Below are 15,547 nucleotides of genomic sequence, written 5' to 3' on the forward strand. Positions count from 1 at the left end.
AAGGCCGCTCCCGTGAAGGAGCGGCCTCGACTGTCTTTCAGGTCCAGATCGGACCCGAACGCTTAGCGCGCGCCTTCGGTGATGGCGGTGCCGGCGTTACGGTTCTTGGCCCAGGCGTCTTCGCCCGAACCGCCGTCGATCGGGCGTTCCTTGCCGTAGGAGATCGTCTCGATGCGCGAGGAGGCGACGCCGCGGGCGACCAGGAAGTCACGCACGGAGTTGGCGCGGCGGGCGCCCAGGGCCAGGTTGTACTCGCGGGTGCCGCGTTCGTCGGCGTTGCCTTCGATGCGGACCTTCACGGCCGGATAGCGGGCCAGCCAGGCGGCTTGGCCGGCCAGGACCGGCTCGGCGTCGGCGCGGACCGAGTAGCTGTCGAGGTCGAAATAGACGCGGTCGCCCACGTTCACGACGAAGTCCTGCACCGAACCCGGGATCGGGCCGCTCTGGACCGGCGGCGGGGCCGGCGGGGTCGACGGATAGCTCGGGGCTTCCGGAGCCGGCGGCGGGGCGGCCGGCGCCGGTTGCGGCTTCGGCTTCGAGGCGCAGGCGGCGAGAGTGGCGGCGGCGACGCCGATAAGCACCAGTTGACCGGCGCGCTTGGTGTTGAAGCTCATCGCTTCCTCCTCAGCTAAAAAAGTCCAGCGAACCCTATACTCAAGCTTGTTTGCATCGACATGACAAAACGTCAGCGTCCGCTCACAAACACGTCAGAAGACGTCACAAACATGGCCATAGGGGCGTTCCAAGGCCGAACGCAGAAGCCCGGCCAAGGTTGCGTCTAGTCGAGCAGCGGCGACCACGCGGGGTCGGAGCCGGAGCCCGGATACGGCGCCGGGCGCAGGATGCGGCCGGTGATGTCCACGGTCCAAAGCTTCGCGCCGCCGCCGTTCTCACGGAAGAACATAATCACGCGGCCGTTGGGCGCCCAGGTGGGCCCCTCCTCCAGCGAAGACGAGGTCAGGATGCGCTCGTCCGAGCCGTCGGGACGCATGACGCCGATGGAGAAGCCGCCCGACTGCTTGGTGAAGGCGATGAAATCGCCACGCGGGCTCCACACCGGCGTGGTGTAGCGGCCGCCGCCGTAGGAGATGCGGCGCACGCCCGAACCGTCGGTGTTCATGATGTAGAGCTGAGCCGTGCCGCCGCGGTCGGAGTTGAAGACGATCTTCGTCCCGTCCGGCGAGAAGGACGGCGAGGTGTCGATCGCCGGATCGGTGGTGATCCGCGTGGACTGCCGCGTGCGCAGGTCCATGATGTAGATGTCGCTGTTGCCGGCGCGCTCGACCGAGAAGGCCACCTTGCTGCCGTCCGGCGAGAAGCGCGGCGCGAACACCATGCCGGGGAAGCGGCCCAGGGTCTCCTGGCGGCCGGTCTCCAGGTTGAACAGGTACAGGCTCGACCCCGTGGGCCGCAGCGCCATGTAGGTGATCTCCTGGCTGTTCGAGGAGAACCGGGGCGTCATGACGATGTAGGAGCCGTCGGTCAGGTAGTTCGGGTTGGCCCCGTCCTGATCCATGATCGCCAGGCGCTTGATACGGTTCAGCTTCGGGCCGCTTTCGGCCACGAACACCACGCGGGTGTCGAAGTAGCCCTTCTCACCCGTCAGGTTCTCATAGACCGCGTCGCTGATCTTGTGGGCGATCCGGCGCCAGTTCTCGGCCGGGGCGGAGAACTGCAGGCCCAGCAACTGGCGCTGGCCATAGACGTCCCACAGGCGGAAATCCACGCGCAGGCGGCCGTCGGCCTCCACCGTCACCTGGCCGTTGACCAGGGCCTGGGCGCCGACGCCCTTCCAGTTGTCGAACACCGGCTGGACGTTCACGTCCAGCGTCTGGGTCGGGAAGCGTGCCGGGGCCACCGGGGCGAACAGGCCCGAACGCTCCAGATTGCCGCTGATGACCTGGGCGATGTCGCCGCCGCGCGTCGCGCCCGAGAAGTTCGGGATGGCGATGGGCAGGGGCGCGATGGCGCCTTTGTTGACGTCCACGACCAGTTCCTGGGCGCGCGTCACGCTCGGCGCGGCCACCCCGGCCATGAGGGCGGCGGCCACGGCGAGGAAGGCGAAGCGGGCTTTCATGGCGTCAACGGTCCTTATCTAGTTTGAGCAGGCCGACTTGGCGTTGAATCTGAACGAGATCGCCTGTTGGCGGAAGCCGGGCGGCACCGAGAACGGCGCCGCTCGTCCGAACGCGGAAACCGCGCGGGTGGCTGCAGCTTGAGTGATCGGATTGGCGGTCAGGCCGCTGGTCACGCGCGGCTGGCCGACCAGTTGGCCCGTGGACGAGATGGTCGCCTGGACGATCAGGTTCACGTCGGCGCCGCCCTCGACCTCGCAGTTGGGGTTCCACAGACGCTCAAGCTGCGCGCCCAGGGTGGCGAGCTGCGAAGCGGTCATGCCCGTGGCCGCGCCGGCGGCGGGACGCGCCTCGACGGCGGTCTCCGCACGGTTCGGGCCCTTCTGGGCGTTGGAGTTCGGGCGGCCGGCGGGCTTGCGGCCCTTGTTGATCGAAGCCGCCAGGGCGTCCAGGTCGAAGCTGTCTTCCTTCGGCTTGGCCTGGTTCTGCTTCTGTGGCTGGGGCTTTTGCGGCGCGGGCTTCGGCGCCGGCTTTTGCGGGACCGGCTTCTGGGCGGCCTTGGGCGCGGGGGTCGGCGGCGCCGGCTCCGGCGTCGGCGCGGGCGGGGCCGGCGGCTCCGGCGTGGTGTCGGGCACGGGGTCCTCGGCCTGGGCCGGCAGGTTCTCGGGACCCTGCACCGCCGGGCGCACATTGGTCGGCCCCTCGGCGACGATGGTCACTGGCACGGAGGCGACGACCATCTTCTTCGTCATCCAGGGCCAGGAGACGAAGAAGGAGCCGATCACCGCCACGTGGAGGATCAGCGACCCTGCCAGGAACGGCGTGCGGTTGGACCGTTCACGCACCATCCCTACCGCGCCTCGGTGCTATCCGCCGACGCGCCGGAGGACGGGCCGCCCGTCTCGGTGACGAGGTTGATCTTGGTGAAGCCGGAGGTCGACAGCGAGGCCATGACCTGGGCCACGGTCTCGTAAGACGCACGGCCGTCGGCGCGCACGAAGATCGGCGTCTCCGTCCCCTCGCCCGCCATTTCGTGCAGGCGCGGCGACAGCTCCGCGAACTGGATCTGGGTCTCGCCGATGAAGATGGCCGCGTCCTGCCGGATGGAGACCGTCAGCGGCTCCTTCTGGTCCTGCATGGCGCCGGCCTCGGTCTTGGGCAGCTCGACCTCGACCCCGGCGGTGAGCAGGGGCGCGCTGATCATGAAGATGATCAGCAGCACCAGCATCACGTCCACCAGCGGGGTGACGTTGATCTCCGACAGGGCGCCGCGGCGGCGTCCCCGCCGGCGCCGGCCTCGACCGCCGCCGGTCGAGAAGGCGTCGTGGGAGGACATGCCCATGGATCAGCGCTCCGCCAGGCGGCGCTGGATCGCGGTGGACAGGTCGTCGGCGAAGTTCTCCAGACGGCCGCCGAACTTGGCCGCATCGGTGGAGAACTTGTTGTAGGCGATATAGGCCGGGATGGCGGCGATCAGGCCGATGGCCGTGGCGAACAGGGCCTCGGCGATGGCCGGGGCCACGACGGCCAGCGAGGTGTTCTTCTCGGCGGCGATGGACTGGAAGGCGCTCATGATGCCCCAGACCGTGCCGAACAGGCCGATGAACGGCGAGGCGGTGGCCACGATGGCCAGCAAGCCCAGGCCGTCCTCGGCCTTCGAGGTCTCGCGGGCGATGGTGTTGTCCAGGGTGCGGTCGATGCGGGTGATCAGCATCGCCGTCTGGGCGTCGTCCAGGCGGCCCTTGGCGCGGGCGTCGCGCCATTCCTTAAGCGCCGCCACCAGCATCTTGGGCAGGGCGTGAGAGGGGTTGGAGCCGGCTTCCGCCGCCACGTCCTCAAGCGAGCGTCCGCCCGCCACCTTGTCTTCGAAACGGTCCGCTTCGCGGTTCAGCGCCGTGAACTTGAACGTCTTGTCCAGGATCACCGCCCACGACCAAAGCGAGGCCACGCCCAGTCCGATCATCACCAGCTTGATGATCCAGTCGGCCTGCATGAACAGATGCAGGAACGAGAAGTCAGCGGCGGCGGCGGCGTCCATGCGGTCTCCGAAGGAAGCGAATCAGTGACGGTTCGGGTTCGTTTGCCATGACCCGGCGGGATGTTGAAACTATGGCGTGGCTGAAAAGCCGGTCACGAGTTGCTGATCCGCACCGCCTCGCGGCGTGATCAGTCACGCTTAGCGAACAAAGGCGACAGGCGTTCCACCATATCGGCCGGCGGACGGCGCGGACGGCCGTCCATGGTGATGCACGCCGCCTCGACCGCCGCCTGGGCGATCAGCTCGTCGCCGCGCATGATCCGTTGCGTGACCAGCAGCCGGGGCCCTTTGACCGCGTCGTACAGGGTCACCACCGTCAGGGCGTCGTCCACCTTGGCGGCGCGCTTGAAGTCGATCTCCATCCGCACGACGACAAAGGCCGCGGGGTCATCGCGCCCCGCCAGGTCGGTGTGGGATATTCCGGCCAGCCGCAGGAAATCGCTCCGCCCCCGCTCGAAATAACGCAGGTAGTTGGCGTGATAGACGACCCCGGTGAAGTCGGTGTCCTCATAGTAGATGCGCACCGGAAGGTGATGCTCGCGCCCGATCAGGACGCCGCAGGTGGGTTCGGTCATGGGGAATTCGTAGCCCAGGCGAGCCCTAACAACCACCCGTCACCCTAGGCGTTGTGCCTAAGGCCCAGAAACTCCGCATCGGTCGTTTCAGCGCGGCGGCTCCGCCCCAGGAACCCGGCCTCTCAGCCGCTTCTGGGTCCTCGCCACAAGGCGAGGATGACGGATTGGGGAGCGCGCAAGCGCATCTCCAAGCACGCACGACTTACGCAGCAGGCCGCCTCAAGCCTGCGCCGACATGCGCCATGGCGAGTCCCAGCGAAAAGCCCCAGCCCAGCAAGGGTGATGCGCCGTAGCCGATCACCGGGGCGGGATAGTTGCCGAACACGCTCGCCAGCACGAAGCCGGCCCAGAGACCGCCGAGCGTCAAAGCCGGCGCGACGTTCTGCTTGAGACCGAGGAAGACGAAGGGCGCCGGCAGCAGGGCCAGCATCAGTCCCGCGAACAGTCCGACCGGCGGCGCGGCCATGAAGGCGGCGAAGACCACCTCCTCCACATAGCTGACGGCCGGCAGGCTGTCGGGCCGGGTCCATGCCCAGGCGGCGGCGACAATGGCGACAGCGGCGGCGGCCATGTCCAACCGCCCGCGATAAGCCGCCAACCGCACGGCCGTCGCCAGGGCGAAGGCGACGGCGGCCCCGCCGTCCGGCTGGATCGCCAGAACCGCCGCGATGCCGGCGCAGAGCGCAGCCGTCAGGAGCGTAGCCGGGCGCAAAGCGAAGGCCCAGACGACGAACGGAAATCCGATGGAGGCGGTATGAACCAGCAGGGGCCCGAACCCGATCCAGCGGGTCGCGCCGTCCATGGTGACGCCGAACAGCGCCGTCGCCGCAAAAGCAGCAAGGCCGACTCCCATGACCGCCGCCGACCGCGCGGTGCTGACTCGGGACACGATGAAGATCGAAGCGGCGGCGGCGACGCCTGCCACGCCCTGCACCGCCAGCATGAGGCTTGGCGCGCCCGCCGCCCGGATGGCCAGCAGGGACGCCGCCAGGGTCAGGAGGAGCAGAAGGGCGACGAGGCCCCAAACGCGCCTAGCCGCCCCGCCGGTCACTCGAACAGCCCGCCCTGCGGAGTCGGCTGCGGCGGCGGGGTCAGGCCGATGTGGAGGTACGCCTTGGCGCAGGCCACGCGGCCGCGCGGGGTGCGCTGGATGAAGCCCTGCTGCATCAGATAGGGCTCGATCACGTCCTCGACCGCGTCGCGGGCCTCGGCGATGGCGTAGGCCAGGGTCTCCACCCCGGCCGGGCCGCCGTTGTAGTGCTCGATCAGGGCCCGCAGATAGCGGCGGTCCAGGCTGTCGAGGCCGGACTCGTCCACCTCCAGCCGGGCCAGGGCGCGGGCGGAATGCATCTTGTCGATCACCGTGGCCCCGTCGGCCTCGGCGAAGTCGCGCACCCGGCGCAGCAGGCGGCCGGCCACGCGCGGGGTGCCCCGGGCGCGGGCGGCGATCTCCATGGCCCCCTCCTCGGCCAGGGGCGCGCCCATCTTGCGCGCGGCGTGCAGCAGGACGTGCTTGAGTTCTTCGTGGGTGTAGAACTCCAGCCGCACCGGAATGCCGAAACGGTCGCGCAGCGGCGTGGCCAGCATCCCCGCCCGCGTGGTCGCCGCCACCAGGGTGAAGGGCGCCAAGTCGATGCGGATGGAGCGGGCCGACGGCCCCTCTCCGATCACCAGATCGAGGACGTGGTCCTCCATGGCCGGGTAGAGGATCTCCTCCACGTTCGGCGACAGGCGGTGGATCTCGTCGATGAACAGGACGTCGTTGGCTTCCAGATTGGTCAGGATCGCCGCCAGGTCGCCGGGCTTGTTCAGCACCGGGCCGCTGGTGGCGCGGAAGTTCACGCCCAGCTCCCGCGCGACGATCTGGGCCAGGGTGGTCTTGCCCAGGCCCGGCGGGCCGAACAGCAGGACGTGGTCCAGGGACTCGCCCCGGCCGCGCGCCGCCTCGATGAAGATCTTCAGATTAGCCTTGGCCTGCGCCTGGCCCACGAACTCGGCCAGGGTCTGCGGGCGCAGCGCCTTGTCGGAGCCTTCGAAGGGGGCCTCCTCGCCGGAGACGATGCGCGTCACCGGCCCAGCTCCTGCAGGCCGGCCTTGATCAGGGCGGCCACGTCGGCCTCCTCACCCAGGCGGGTGGCGGCGGCCTCGACCACACGGCGGGCCTGCGCCTCGGCGACGCCCAGGCCCATGAGGCCGACCACGGCTTCGCCGGAGGCGGACGGTTTGGCGGCCACGGCCGGGCCGCTGCTGGGCGACGGGGCGAAGCTGACCGGGCCATCGGTGATCGGCTTATCCTTCAGCTCGGTGACGATGCGCAGGGCCAGCTTCGGACCTACGCCCTGGGCGCGGCCTACGGCGGCCTTGTCCTCGCGGGCCACGGCGCCGGCCAGTTCGGCGGGGCTCAGCACGTCCAGCACCGCCATGGCGGCCTTGGGGCCCACACCCTGGATCGCCTGCAGCAGGACGAAGGCGCGGCGGTCCTCCCGCGTGCCGAAGCCGTAGAGGCGCAAGCCGGCGCTTTCGCTCCACTGGCTCTCGATATGCAGCAGAGTCTCCTCGCCCAGGGCCGGCAGGCGCGACAGGGTGCGCGCGCCGCAACGGACGACGTAGCCGACGCCCATGACGTCGATCAGGGCCTCTTCCTCGCCCACCTCGGCGACGGCGCCGCGCAGACGGCCGATCATCGGACGCCTCGGGCGGCCAGGGCCGCCTCCCACGCCGCGCCGGACGAGCCCTTGCGGGAGCGGACGGGCGCGCGGGTGACGATCGGGTCGGCAGCCCGGCCGCGGGCATGGGCGTGGGCGATGGCCACCGCCAGGGCGTCGGCGGCGTCGGCGGTCGCGCCGCTGGCCGTGGGCAGGATGCGGGCGATCATGAAGCCGATCTGGTCCTTGTCCGCCGCCCCAGTGCCGACCACCGCCTTCTTCACGTGGCGGCTGGCGTATTCGGCCACCGGCAGGCCGGCGCGGGCCGGGGCGATCAGGGCCGCCGCCCGGGCATGGCCGAGCTTCAGGCTGGACTGGGCGTTGGTGTTCAAGAAGGTCTCCTCCACGGCCGCCTCCTGCGGCGCGTGCGCGGCGATCACCCGCTCGATCTCCTGGAACAGGGTCAGCAGGCGGCTGGCGAAGGGTGCGGATTCATCGGGGACGATGACGCCGTGGGCCACATGGGTCAGGCGCGAGCCCTCCATGATGATCACGCCCCAGCCGGTGCGCCGAAGGCCGGGATCGAGCCCGAGAATGCGAATCGCGTTCGTCATGTGTTCCGCAAGTTCGCATAGAGCGAACCCGGCGGAAAAGCCCGAATTGGTTAAACACGGTGGGGCCGGACTTCGAAGTGGGTGACGCGCGGATCATCCAGCAGCGCTTGGCAGATCGCGTCGGCGGGCGCCGGACCGACGCCCTTGAAGACGGCGCTGAGCTGCACGACGCCGTCGGACTCGAAGCGGTGATTGATCGCCGAGGTGGCGAAGCTGAAACGGCCGAGGATGGTCCGCAGGTCGGCTTCGGACAGGATTTGGCCCCGCCGGCTGCAGACTGTGACATCCACCGCCTGGATCTGCGGCACGTGACGATCGACCCAGCGCAGGGCGCTGAGCACCACGAGCGTCACCGTCGTGCCCGTGATCGCCAGGTCGTAGACCCCGACGCCGTAGAGCGTGCCGAGCGCCGAGGTGATCCAGAGAGAGGCGGCCGTGGTCAGGCCGTGGACCGAGAAGCCCTGGCGGAAGATCACCCCGCCGCACAGAAAGCCGACGCCGGTCAGGATGCCGTGCGCCATCCGCACCGGGTCGATGCGGACGACCTCGTCAGGATGGGAGACCTTCATCCAACCCAGCTGGTGCACGGCCATGAGCATGAGCAGGGCCGAAGCCAAGCAGACGAGCACATGGGTCCGCAGGCCCGCCGCATGACCGCGAAACTCCCGCTCGAAACCGATCAGGCCTCCGGCCGCGACCGCGCCGAGGATGGGAAAGAAAAGATCGGGCCGCCACCAGTCCATGAAGGGTGGAACGGCTGAGTTTGGGTGTGGCTCCCAAACCCGCTCACTCCCGCGAAGGCGGGAGCCCATACTGAGATTCAGCTTGGGCCCCCGCCTTCGCGGGGATAAGCGGCCTTGATTGTCAGCCCAGCTTGGCCAGGTCTTCGTCCGAGATGATCTCGTTGGAATAGACCGTCTGGACGTCGTCTTCGGCGTCCAGGGCGTCCAGCAGCTTCATCAGGGTGTTCACGGCGTCGCCGGTGACCTCGACCTCGGTCTGCGGCTTCCAGACGATGGCGGTGGACTTCGGGTCGCCCAGCACCTTGGACATGGCCTCGGCCACGTCGTTCAGGTCTTCGAAGGCGGTCCAGATGGTGTGGCCCGGCGCGTCCTCGTAGATGTCCGGCTTCACCAGATCGCTTTCCACGTCCTGGGCGCCGGCCTCGATGGCGGCCTCCATGACGGCGTCTTCCGAGCCGGCCTCGGCCGCATAGACGATCTTGCCCACGCGGTCCCACATGAAGGCGACCGAGTTCATTTCGCCCAGGGCCCCGCCGTTCTTGGCGAAGGCCGAGCGGATGTTGGCGCCGGCGCGGTTGCGGTTGTCGGTCAGGGCTTCGACGATGATGCCGACGCCGCCGGGACCGCGGCCCTCGTAGCGGACGTCCTCCATCGCGTCGATTTCGCCGCCGGCGGCCTTTTTGATGGCGCGGTCGATGACGTCTTTCGGCACCGACTCGGCCTTGGCGTTGTTCACCGCCAGGCGAAGGCGCGGATTCATGGCCGGGTCAGGCAAGCCGCCCTTGGCCGCCACGGTGATTTCCCGCGACAGCTTGGAGAACAGCTTGGAGCGCGCGGCGTCGGCGCGGCCCTTGCGGTGCATGATGTTCTTGAATTTGGAGTGGCCGGCCATGCTCGGGCTCTCTGATCTCGAAAAGTGAAGGTGGGCGCTTCTAGCGCTTTGAATTGCTTCTGTTCAAGGGCGGCAACCGCCTCGGCATGGCCGCGTTTGGCTGTCGAAGGAGCCGCACATGACCGAAGCCGAACCGGAAGTCCTGCCAAAATCGATCATCGCCTGGCAGCCCACCCATGGCGTCGGCCTGCATCGCGGCGCGGTGACGAACGCGACCAGCGAGACGGCGATCGCCATCGGCGTGGGCGCTCTCGCCCTGGCGGCGGTGGCCGTCGGCGCGTTCCTCCTGGGCCGCTCGACCGCGGGCAAGTCGTTCGATGACTTCGACCCCCGCGATCTGGTGAGGCGCTGGATCTAGACCGCCGCCATCTCCAGCGACGGGATGTACTGGCGCAGCCGGCCGCCGACACGGATGGGCTCGACCCGCTTGGCCAGGCCCGTGCGGTCGTCCGTCTCCACGAAAACCCCGCAGACCGTGGCCGGACCGCTGGCCGGCTGATAGCGCCCGCCGCTGATCTTGGTGGTGAAGCGGCGCAGCGGCTCGTCCTTCTGGTTGCCGATCACGCTGTCATAGTCGGCGCAGGCCCCGGCGTCGGTCTGATAGGCGGTGCCACCCGTCAGGATCTGGCAGTCGGCGGTCGGCACGTGGGTGTGGGTGCCCACCACCAGGCTGGCGCGGCCGTCGCAGAAGTGGCCCATGGCCATCTTCTCGGACGTGGCCTCGCAGTGCATGTCCACGATCACCGCGTCGGCGACCATGCCCAGGGGTGCCTTGTCCAGCTCGCGGTCGGCGGCGGCGAAGGGGTCGTCCATGGCGTCCATGTGGACCCGGCCCAGCAGGTTGACCACGAACACCGTCCGCCCCCGCTCGGTCTGGTACAGATGCGAGCCGCGTCCCGGCGCGTCCGACAGGATCGGGTAGTTGGCGGGGCGGATCAGCCGCTCCTCGCGCACGATGTAGGTCAGGGCCTCGCGCTGATCCCAGCTGTGATTGCCCAGGGTCAGGCAGTCGGCGCCCGCCTCGAACAGCTCCCGGGCCGTGTTCTCGGTGATGCCGAAGCCGGCCGCCGCGTTCTCGGCGTTGATGACCACGAACTCCAGATCGAGCTGGCGGCGGAGATTGGGGAGGTGGTCGGCCAGGCCGTCGCGGCCGGATTTGCCCACGACGTCCCCGAAAAAGGCGAAGCGCATGTCAGGAAGGGTCCTTTCGGACCTCGATATACCCGTTTTCGGTGAGAATGGCGTCCAGATGCATGTCGTGCGGCTCGCAAGGCACGCGGGCCACCTCCTGGCCGGCATAGGCGAGGCCGATCACGAACACCGGCTTCTGGGCCCGGGCGGCCTGAATGGTGCGGTCATAGGCCCCCGCCCCCTGGCCCAGACGCAGGCCCCGGCGGTCGAAGGCGACCAGGGGCGCGATGATGATGTCCGGATGCACCTGGGGCGAGGCCGGCGGCGGGCTGGGCACGCCGAAGGCGTCGGGGACGAAGGTGTGCCGCCCCTCTGCCATGCGGAAGACCAGCGGATCCTCACGGGTCAACGCCGCGGGCAGAGCGACCGTGGCGCCGGTGGCGGCCAGCCGGTCCAGCACCGCATAGGGTGCGATCTCGGCCCCGTGGGGGTGATAGCCGGCCACCACGGCGAAGGCCGGCAGCCGCTCCATGGGCAGATTAGCCGCCGCCTGCTCGGCCGCATCCGGCGACCGTTTGGCCAAGGTCTTGCGCAGGGCGCGCATCTCGGCCCGCAGGAGCGTCTTGGCCGAGGACAGGGTGGCGTGGACCATGGCGACAGCTTCTAGTGCAGCCGTCTATGGACGGCCATCCCGGAACAACGCTCGAGGCCCCCGCCCGTGCCCTCAGGCGCCGGGACGCGCTTCCTCAGCGGCGCGGGCCTTCGCCGCACGGGCTTCCGCTTTCGCCTTGGCGGCGGCGATCCGGGCCGCCTTTTGCTTCGCCACCGTGGGCGCGTTGTGGATCGCCACGGAATAGGCGTCCTGCGCCAGAGGCGCCTGGTAGGGGGACTGGTATGCGTTCTGCCAGGCTCCGGTCGCGTTCACGCTGTTGTTGGACTCCGCCTGGGCGAAGGCGATCCCGCAGGTCAGGGCGGTGGCGAAGGCGGCAAGCACGAGGGTCTTGATCACGAGGAACTCCCACGATGAAGCACAGCAAGAATTGCACGCTACGGTAGCGAGAAAGTCTTGTCGAGCCTTATGGGGAAAGGGGTGGCGGCGCCGCGAAGAACCGTGAAGGACGTGTTCAATCCCCTCGGACCTGGAATACCAGGTGGGCGCCATATACCCGCAGCCACGGCCACGGACAGGGACAGCTCCCTTCGAGATGATTAAGGTCTCTGGGATGTGAAGCCTTCGACGAGGGCCACAGCAGACCCGCCGCTGGCTAATCTAGTCAGTCTGGTCGCCGTTCGCCAGCTTCTCGATGCGTTTCGCCGCGGCTTCCAGCGCCTGGACGGCCTTGGCCTCGGCGCCGGACTGGCCATTCTGCAGACGCATCTGGTCGGCCTGCAGGGCGCCGTAGCGCAATTTCAGGTCCGCCAGCTCGTCCGCCAGCAGCAGGGCGCCCATCAGGAACAGGCGCGTCTCGCCCAGTTGACCCATGTCCTGGGACACATGGCGGACCTGGCGGTCGAAGGCCTTGGCCAGCTCGCGCAGGTGGTTCTCCTGCCCGTCCTCGCAGCCGACGGTGTAGGGGCGGCCGTTGATGTCGATGGTCAGCTGGGCCACGGGCTATTCCTTCGAGCCGTCGCTGTCGCCCAGGGCGGCGCGGATTTCGGTGATGGCGCGGCCAAGAGCGGCCGACGCCTGGGCGCCGGCTTCCTCCAGCGCCTTTTCACGGGCGCGGGCGGCGTCGAGTTCGGCGGCCAGCTTGTCGCGGTCCTGGGCGAACAGGTCGTCGCTGTTGGCGGCCGGGCGGGCCAGCTTCTGCTCCAGCATCGTCACGGCGCGCTCCAGCCGCTTGGCCGCCAGATCGAGGGCGCTGGCTTCGCCGTTCATCGGTGACGTTCCGCTCATGGGCTCCAAACATATAGATCGCGACGCTTATCGCCAGTCACACAAGGCCCTCGCAAGCGATCTTGGCGCCTTTAAGACTCGCAAGCCGCGCTCCTCCCCCGTCATGACGGGGGAGGAGAAATCGAACATCGTCACAAACACTCACTCGTTGTGAAGGTAGCCTGGGGTTGACTTCCCGGCCCCCGGCTTCACAACGCGTCGCAAAATCAAGAACGCCGCTCGTCCTTGAGCGCGCGTATTTTCGTAGGAGAGCACCACTATGGCTATTCGCGTCGCCATCAACGGGTTCGGCCGCATCGGCCGCCTGGTTCTGCGTTCCATCGCCGAGCACGCGCGCCGCGATATCGAGGTCGTCGCCATCAACGACCTGGGCCCGGTGGAGACCAACGCCCACCTGCTGCGCTACGACAGCGTCCACGGCCGCTTCCCCGGCACGGTCACGTCCGGCGAGGACTGGATCGACGTGGGCATGGGCAAGATCAAGGTCACGGCGATCCGCGACCCGAAGGACCTGCCGCACAAGGAACTGAACGTCGACATCGCGTTCGAATGCACCGGCATCTTCACGTCCAAGGACAAGGCCGCCGCCCACCTGGCCGCCGGTGCCAAGCGCGTCCTGGTCTCGGCCCCGGCCGACGGCGCGGACAAGACCATCGTCTTCAAGGTCAACCATGAGACCCTGACCGCCGACGACATCATCGTGTCCAACGGCAGCTGCACCACCAACGCCCTGGCCCCGGTGGCCAAGGTGCTGCACGACCTGTTCGGCATCGAGCGTGGCTACATGACCACGATCCACGCCTACACGGGCGACCAGCCGACCCTCGACACCATGCACAAGGACCTCTACCGCGCCCGTGCGGCCGGCCTGAGCATGATCCCGACCTCCACCGGCGCCGCCAAGGCGCTCGGCCTGGTGCTGCCGGAGCTGAAGGGCAAGCTGGACGGCTCGTCGATCCGCGTCCCGACCCCGAACGTCTCGGTCGTCGACCTGAAGGTGGTGGCCGGCCGCGACGTGACCGTGGACGAGATCAACGCCGCCCTGCAGGCCGCCGCCGACGGCCCGATGAACGGCGTCCTGGCGACCACTACCGATCCGCTGGTGTCGTCGGACCTGAACCACATCGCCGCCAGCTCGACCGCCGCCCTGCCGCAGACCCAGGTCATCGACGGCAAGCTGGCCCGCGTGCTGAGCTGGTACGACAACGAATGGGGCTTCGCCACGCGCATGAGCGACACCGCGCTCGTGATGGCCAAGTTCCTGTAAGAAGCTATTCGTCTGCCCTTCTCCCCTCGTGGGAGAAGGTGTCAGGCGGAGCCTGACGGATGAGGGGGCTGTTGCGCGGCATGGCGTTTGATGGCGTCGAAAACGACGTTCGGACTGGTCAGGGCCAGTTCGTTGCCGAACCGCAGCACCGTGAAGCCCCGGCGCGTGGGATCAAGGTCCCGCGCCGCATCCTCGCTTTCTCGAAGTCGGTGGACACCGCCGTCCAGCTCGACGATCAGTCTAAGTTCGTAACAGCAGAAGTCCGCCACCCAAGGCCCGATCCGGGTCTGGCGGCGGAACTTGTGACCCGCAAAGCCTCGGCCGCGCAGCAGACGCCATATCGCCTGTTCGGCGATCGTCATCCTCGCTCTCAGGGCCTTCGCCGGATTCACAGCCCCCTCATCCGTCTCGCTCCGCGAGCCACCTTCTCCCACTAGGGGAGAAGGAACAGTAGGACGCCCCGCATGACCTTCCGCCCGCTCGCCGACGCCGACCTTGAAGGCAAGACCGCTCTCGTCCGCGTGGACTTCAACGTCCCGATGGAGAGCGGCAAGGTCACCGACGACACCCGTCTGCGGGCGGCCCTGCCGACGATCCACGCCCTGAGCCTCCGCGGCGCCAAGGTGGTGCTGCTGGCCCACTTCGACCGCCCTAAGGGCAAGCGCGTGCCGGAGATGAGCCTGAAGCCGGTGGTCGCGCCCCTGTCGGCCCTGCTGGAGCAGCCGGTGGCCTTCGCCGACGACTGCATCGGCGAAGAGGCCAAGACGGTGATCGAGGGGCTGGAGCCGGGCGGCGTCGCCCTGCTGGAGAACGTCCGCTATCACGCGGGCGAGGAAAAGAACGACCCGGCCTTCGCCGAGGCCCTGGCGGCCCTGGGCGACCTGTACGTCAACGACGCCTTCTCGGCAGCGCACCGCGCCCACGCCTCCACCGAGGGCCTGGCCCGCAACCTGCCGGCCTATCCGGGCCTGGCCATGCAGCGTGAGCTGGAGGCGCTGGACGCCGCCTTGGGCAATCCGCAGAAGCCGGTGATCGGCATCGTCGGCGGCTCCAAGGTCTCCACCAAGCTGGACCTGCTGAACAACCTGGTGGCCAAGCTGGACAAGCTGGCCATCGGCGGCGGCATGGCCAACACCTTCCTCCATGCTCAAGGTCACGAGATCGGCGCATCCCTGTGCGAGAAGGACCTGGCCGACACCGCCCGCGAGATCATGGCCAAGGCCAAGGCCAGCGGCTGCGAACTGCTGCTGCCGGTGGACGTGGTGGTGGCCCAGGACCTGAAGCCGGGAACCAAGGGCGAGGTTCGCGCGCTGAACGAAGTTCAGGGGGACGACAAGATTTTCGACGCCGGCCCCAAGACCACGGAGATCCTGCTCGCCGCCATGGACGGGTCGAAGACGCTCATCTGGAATGGTCCGCTTGGCGTTTTTGAAGTCCCGCCCTTCGACGAAGCGACCGTAAAAGCGGCGAAACATGCCGGCGAACTCGCCAAGGCGGGGAAGATCGTGGCGGTTGCGGGCGGCGGTGATACGGTGGCGGCATTGAACCACGCGGGAGTCGCGGGCGAACTGACCTTCGTGTCGACCGCCGGCGGCGCGTTCCTGGAGTGGATGGAAGGCAAGACCCTGCCGGGGGTCTCGGCTCTCGAAGTCGGCTAAGCCGGTAAAAGA

General features: G+C 68.6%; 21 protein-coding genes. 3 read left to right on the top strand and 18 right to left on the bottom strand.

The window, feature by feature from the left end; genetic code table 11:
* Positions 1 to 62: 62 nt before the first annotated feature.
* The 12 genes from pal to P7B02_RS05150 form a co-directional block, all read right to left on the bottom strand.
* Positions 63 to 614: a peptidoglycan-associated lipoprotein Pal gene (gene pal, locus P7B02_RS05095; RefSeq protein WP_277785249.1), complete on the bottom strand. Its 552-nt coding sequence runs from the start codon at positions 612 to 614 to the stop codon at positions 63 to 65.
* Between the two features lie 164 nt (positions 615 to 778).
* On the bottom strand, positions 779 to 2,077 hold the full coding sequence (gene tolB, locus P7B02_RS05100; protein WP_277785250.1) for a Tol-Pal system beta propeller repeat protein TolB: 1,299 nt from the start codon (positions 2,075 to 2,077) through the stop codon (positions 779 to 781).
* 18 nt (positions 2,078 to 2,095) lie between these two features.
* Entirely contained in the window at positions 2,096 to 2,923 is an 828-nt protein-coding gene (locus P7B02_RS05105; protein WP_277785251.1) for an energy transducer TonB, read from the bottom strand.
* Between the two features lie 2 nt (positions 2,924 to 2,925).
* A complete protein-coding gene (gene tolR / locus P7B02_RS05110; protein WP_277785252.1) occupies positions 2,926 to 3,417 on the bottom strand; it encodes a protein TolR in 492 nt (163 codons plus the stop codon).
* A gap of 3 nt (positions 3,418 to 3,420) precedes the next feature.
* Complete coding sequence (gene tolQ / locus P7B02_RS05115; RefSeq protein WP_277785253.1) at positions 3,421 to 4,113, bottom strand: protein TolQ; 693 nt, start codon at positions 4,111 to 4,113, stop codon at positions 3,421 to 3,423.
* 128 nt (positions 4,114 to 4,241) lie between these two features.
* A complete protein-coding gene (gene ybgC / locus P7B02_RS05120; RefSeq protein ID WP_277785254.1) occupies positions 4,242 to 4,688 on the bottom strand; it encodes a tol-pal system-associated acyl-CoA thioesterase in 447 nt (148 codons plus the stop codon).
* 202 nt (positions 4,689 to 4,890) lie between these two features.
* Positions 4,891 to 5,739, bottom strand: coding sequence for an FtsW/RodA/SpoVE family cell cycle protein (locus P7B02_RS05125; RefSeq protein ID WP_277785255.1), 849 nt, complete (start codon positions 5,737 to 5,739; stop codon positions 4,891 to 4,893).
* Positions 5,736 to 6,758, bottom strand: coding sequence for a Holliday junction branch migration DNA helicase RuvB (ruvB, locus tag P7B02_RS05130; RefSeq protein ID WP_277785256.1), 1,023 nt, complete (start codon positions 6,756 to 6,758; stop codon positions 5,736 to 5,738). Before ruvB ends, P7B02_RS05125 begins: the two co-directional genes overlap by 4 nt.
* The gene (gene ruvA / locus P7B02_RS05135; protein ID WP_277785257.1) at positions 6,755 to 7,372 is read right to left on the bottom strand and encodes a Holliday junction branch migration protein RuvA; all 618 of its coding nucleotides are present in this window, start codon (positions 7,370 to 7,372) and stop codon (positions 6,755 to 6,757) included. Before ruvA ends, ruvB begins: the two co-directional genes overlap by 4 nt.
* On the bottom strand, positions 7,369 to 7,947 hold the full coding sequence (ruvC, locus tag P7B02_RS05140; RefSeq protein WP_277785258.1) for a crossover junction endodeoxyribonuclease RuvC: 579 nt from the start codon (positions 7,945 to 7,947) through the stop codon (positions 7,369 to 7,371). Before ruvC ends, ruvA begins: the two co-directional genes overlap by 4 nt.
* Positions 7,948 to 7,997: 50 nt before the next feature.
* Complete coding sequence (locus P7B02_RS05145) at positions 7,998 to 8,690, bottom strand: MgtC/SapB family protein (protein ID WP_277785259.1); 693 nt, start codon at positions 8,688 to 8,690, stop codon at positions 7,998 to 8,000.
* A 121-nt stretch (positions 8,691 to 8,811) separates the two neighbouring features.
* Positions 8,812 to 9,582, bottom strand: a complete 771-nt coding sequence (locus P7B02_RS05150; protein ID WP_277785260.1) for a YebC/PmpR family DNA-binding transcriptional regulator — start codon at positions 9,580 to 9,582, stop codon at positions 8,812 to 8,814.
* 118 nt (positions 9,583 to 9,700) lie between these two features.
* Between P7B02_RS05150 and P7B02_RS05155 the strand changes: the two genes are divergently transcribed.
* Positions 9,701 to 9,940, top strand: a complete 240-nt coding sequence (locus tag P7B02_RS05155; protein WP_277785261.1) for a hypothetical protein — start codon at positions 9,701 to 9,703, stop codon at positions 9,938 to 9,940.
* Here the strand turns inward: P7B02_RS05155 and P7B02_RS05160 are convergent.
* The 5 genes from P7B02_RS05160 to P7B02_RS05180 form a co-directional block, all read right to left on the bottom strand.
* Complete coding sequence (locus tag P7B02_RS05160; protein WP_277785262.1) at positions 9,937 to 10,773, bottom strand: TIGR00282 family metallophosphoesterase; 837 nt, start codon at positions 10,771 to 10,773, stop codon at positions 9,937 to 9,939. The two genes, P7B02_RS05155 and P7B02_RS05160, sit on opposite strands and share 4 nt — an antisense overlap.
* A gap of 1 nt (position 10,774) precedes the next feature.
* Entirely contained in the window at positions 10,775 to 11,365 is a 591-nt protein-coding gene (locus tag P7B02_RS05165) for a 5-formyltetrahydrofolate cyclo-ligase (RefSeq protein ID WP_277785263.1), read from the bottom strand.
* 72 nt (positions 11,366 to 11,437) lie between these two features.
* A complete protein-coding gene (locus P7B02_RS05170) occupies positions 11,438 to 11,722 on the bottom strand; it encodes a hypothetical protein (protein ID WP_277785264.1) in 285 nt (94 codons plus the stop codon).
* Positions 11,723 to 11,983: 261 nt separating this feature from the next.
* Positions 11,984 to 12,322: a cell division protein ZapA gene (locus P7B02_RS05175; protein ID WP_277785265.1), complete on the bottom strand. Its 339-nt coding sequence runs from the start codon at positions 12,320 to 12,322 to the stop codon at positions 11,984 to 11,986.
* A gap of 3 nt (positions 12,323 to 12,325) precedes the next feature.
* Entirely contained in the window at positions 12,326 to 12,610 is a 285-nt protein-coding gene (locus P7B02_RS05180; protein ID WP_277785266.1) for a DUF4164 family protein, read from the bottom strand.
* 259 nt (positions 12,611 to 12,869) lie between these two features.
* Here P7B02_RS05180 and gap point away from each other — a divergent pair, with 259 nt between their 5' ends.
* Positions 12,870 to 13,877: a type I glyceraldehyde-3-phosphate dehydrogenase gene (gene gap / locus P7B02_RS05185; protein ID WP_277785267.1), complete on the top strand. Its 1,008-nt coding sequence runs from the start codon at positions 12,870 to 12,872 to the stop codon at positions 13,875 to 13,877.
* A 41-nt stretch (positions 13,878 to 13,918) separates the two neighbouring features.
* On the opposite strand, the gene P7B02_RS05190 is transcribed toward gap, so the two are convergent.
* Positions 13,919 to 14,311 carry an endonuclease domain-containing protein gene (locus P7B02_RS05190; protein WP_347276637.1) on the bottom strand — a complete coding sequence of 131 codons (393 nt, stop codon included), beginning with the start codon at positions 14,309 to 14,311 and terminating at the stop codon, positions 13,919 to 13,921.
* A 30-nt stretch (positions 14,312 to 14,341) separates the two neighbouring features.
* On the opposite strand from P7B02_RS05190, the gene P7B02_RS05195 reads away from it, so the two are divergent.
* Positions 14,342 to 15,535 carry a phosphoglycerate kinase gene (locus P7B02_RS05195; RefSeq protein ID WP_277785269.1) on the top strand — a complete coding sequence of 398 codons (1,194 nt, stop codon included), beginning with the start codon at positions 14,342 to 14,344 and terminating at the stop codon, positions 15,533 to 15,535.
* Positions 15,536 to 15,547: the final 12 nt, after the last annotated feature.

This window comes from Caulobacter segnis (assembly GCF_029543125.1).
GTDB lineage: Bacteria > Pseudomonadota > Alphaproteobacteria > Caulobacterales > Caulobacteraceae > Caulobacter > Caulobacter segnis_D.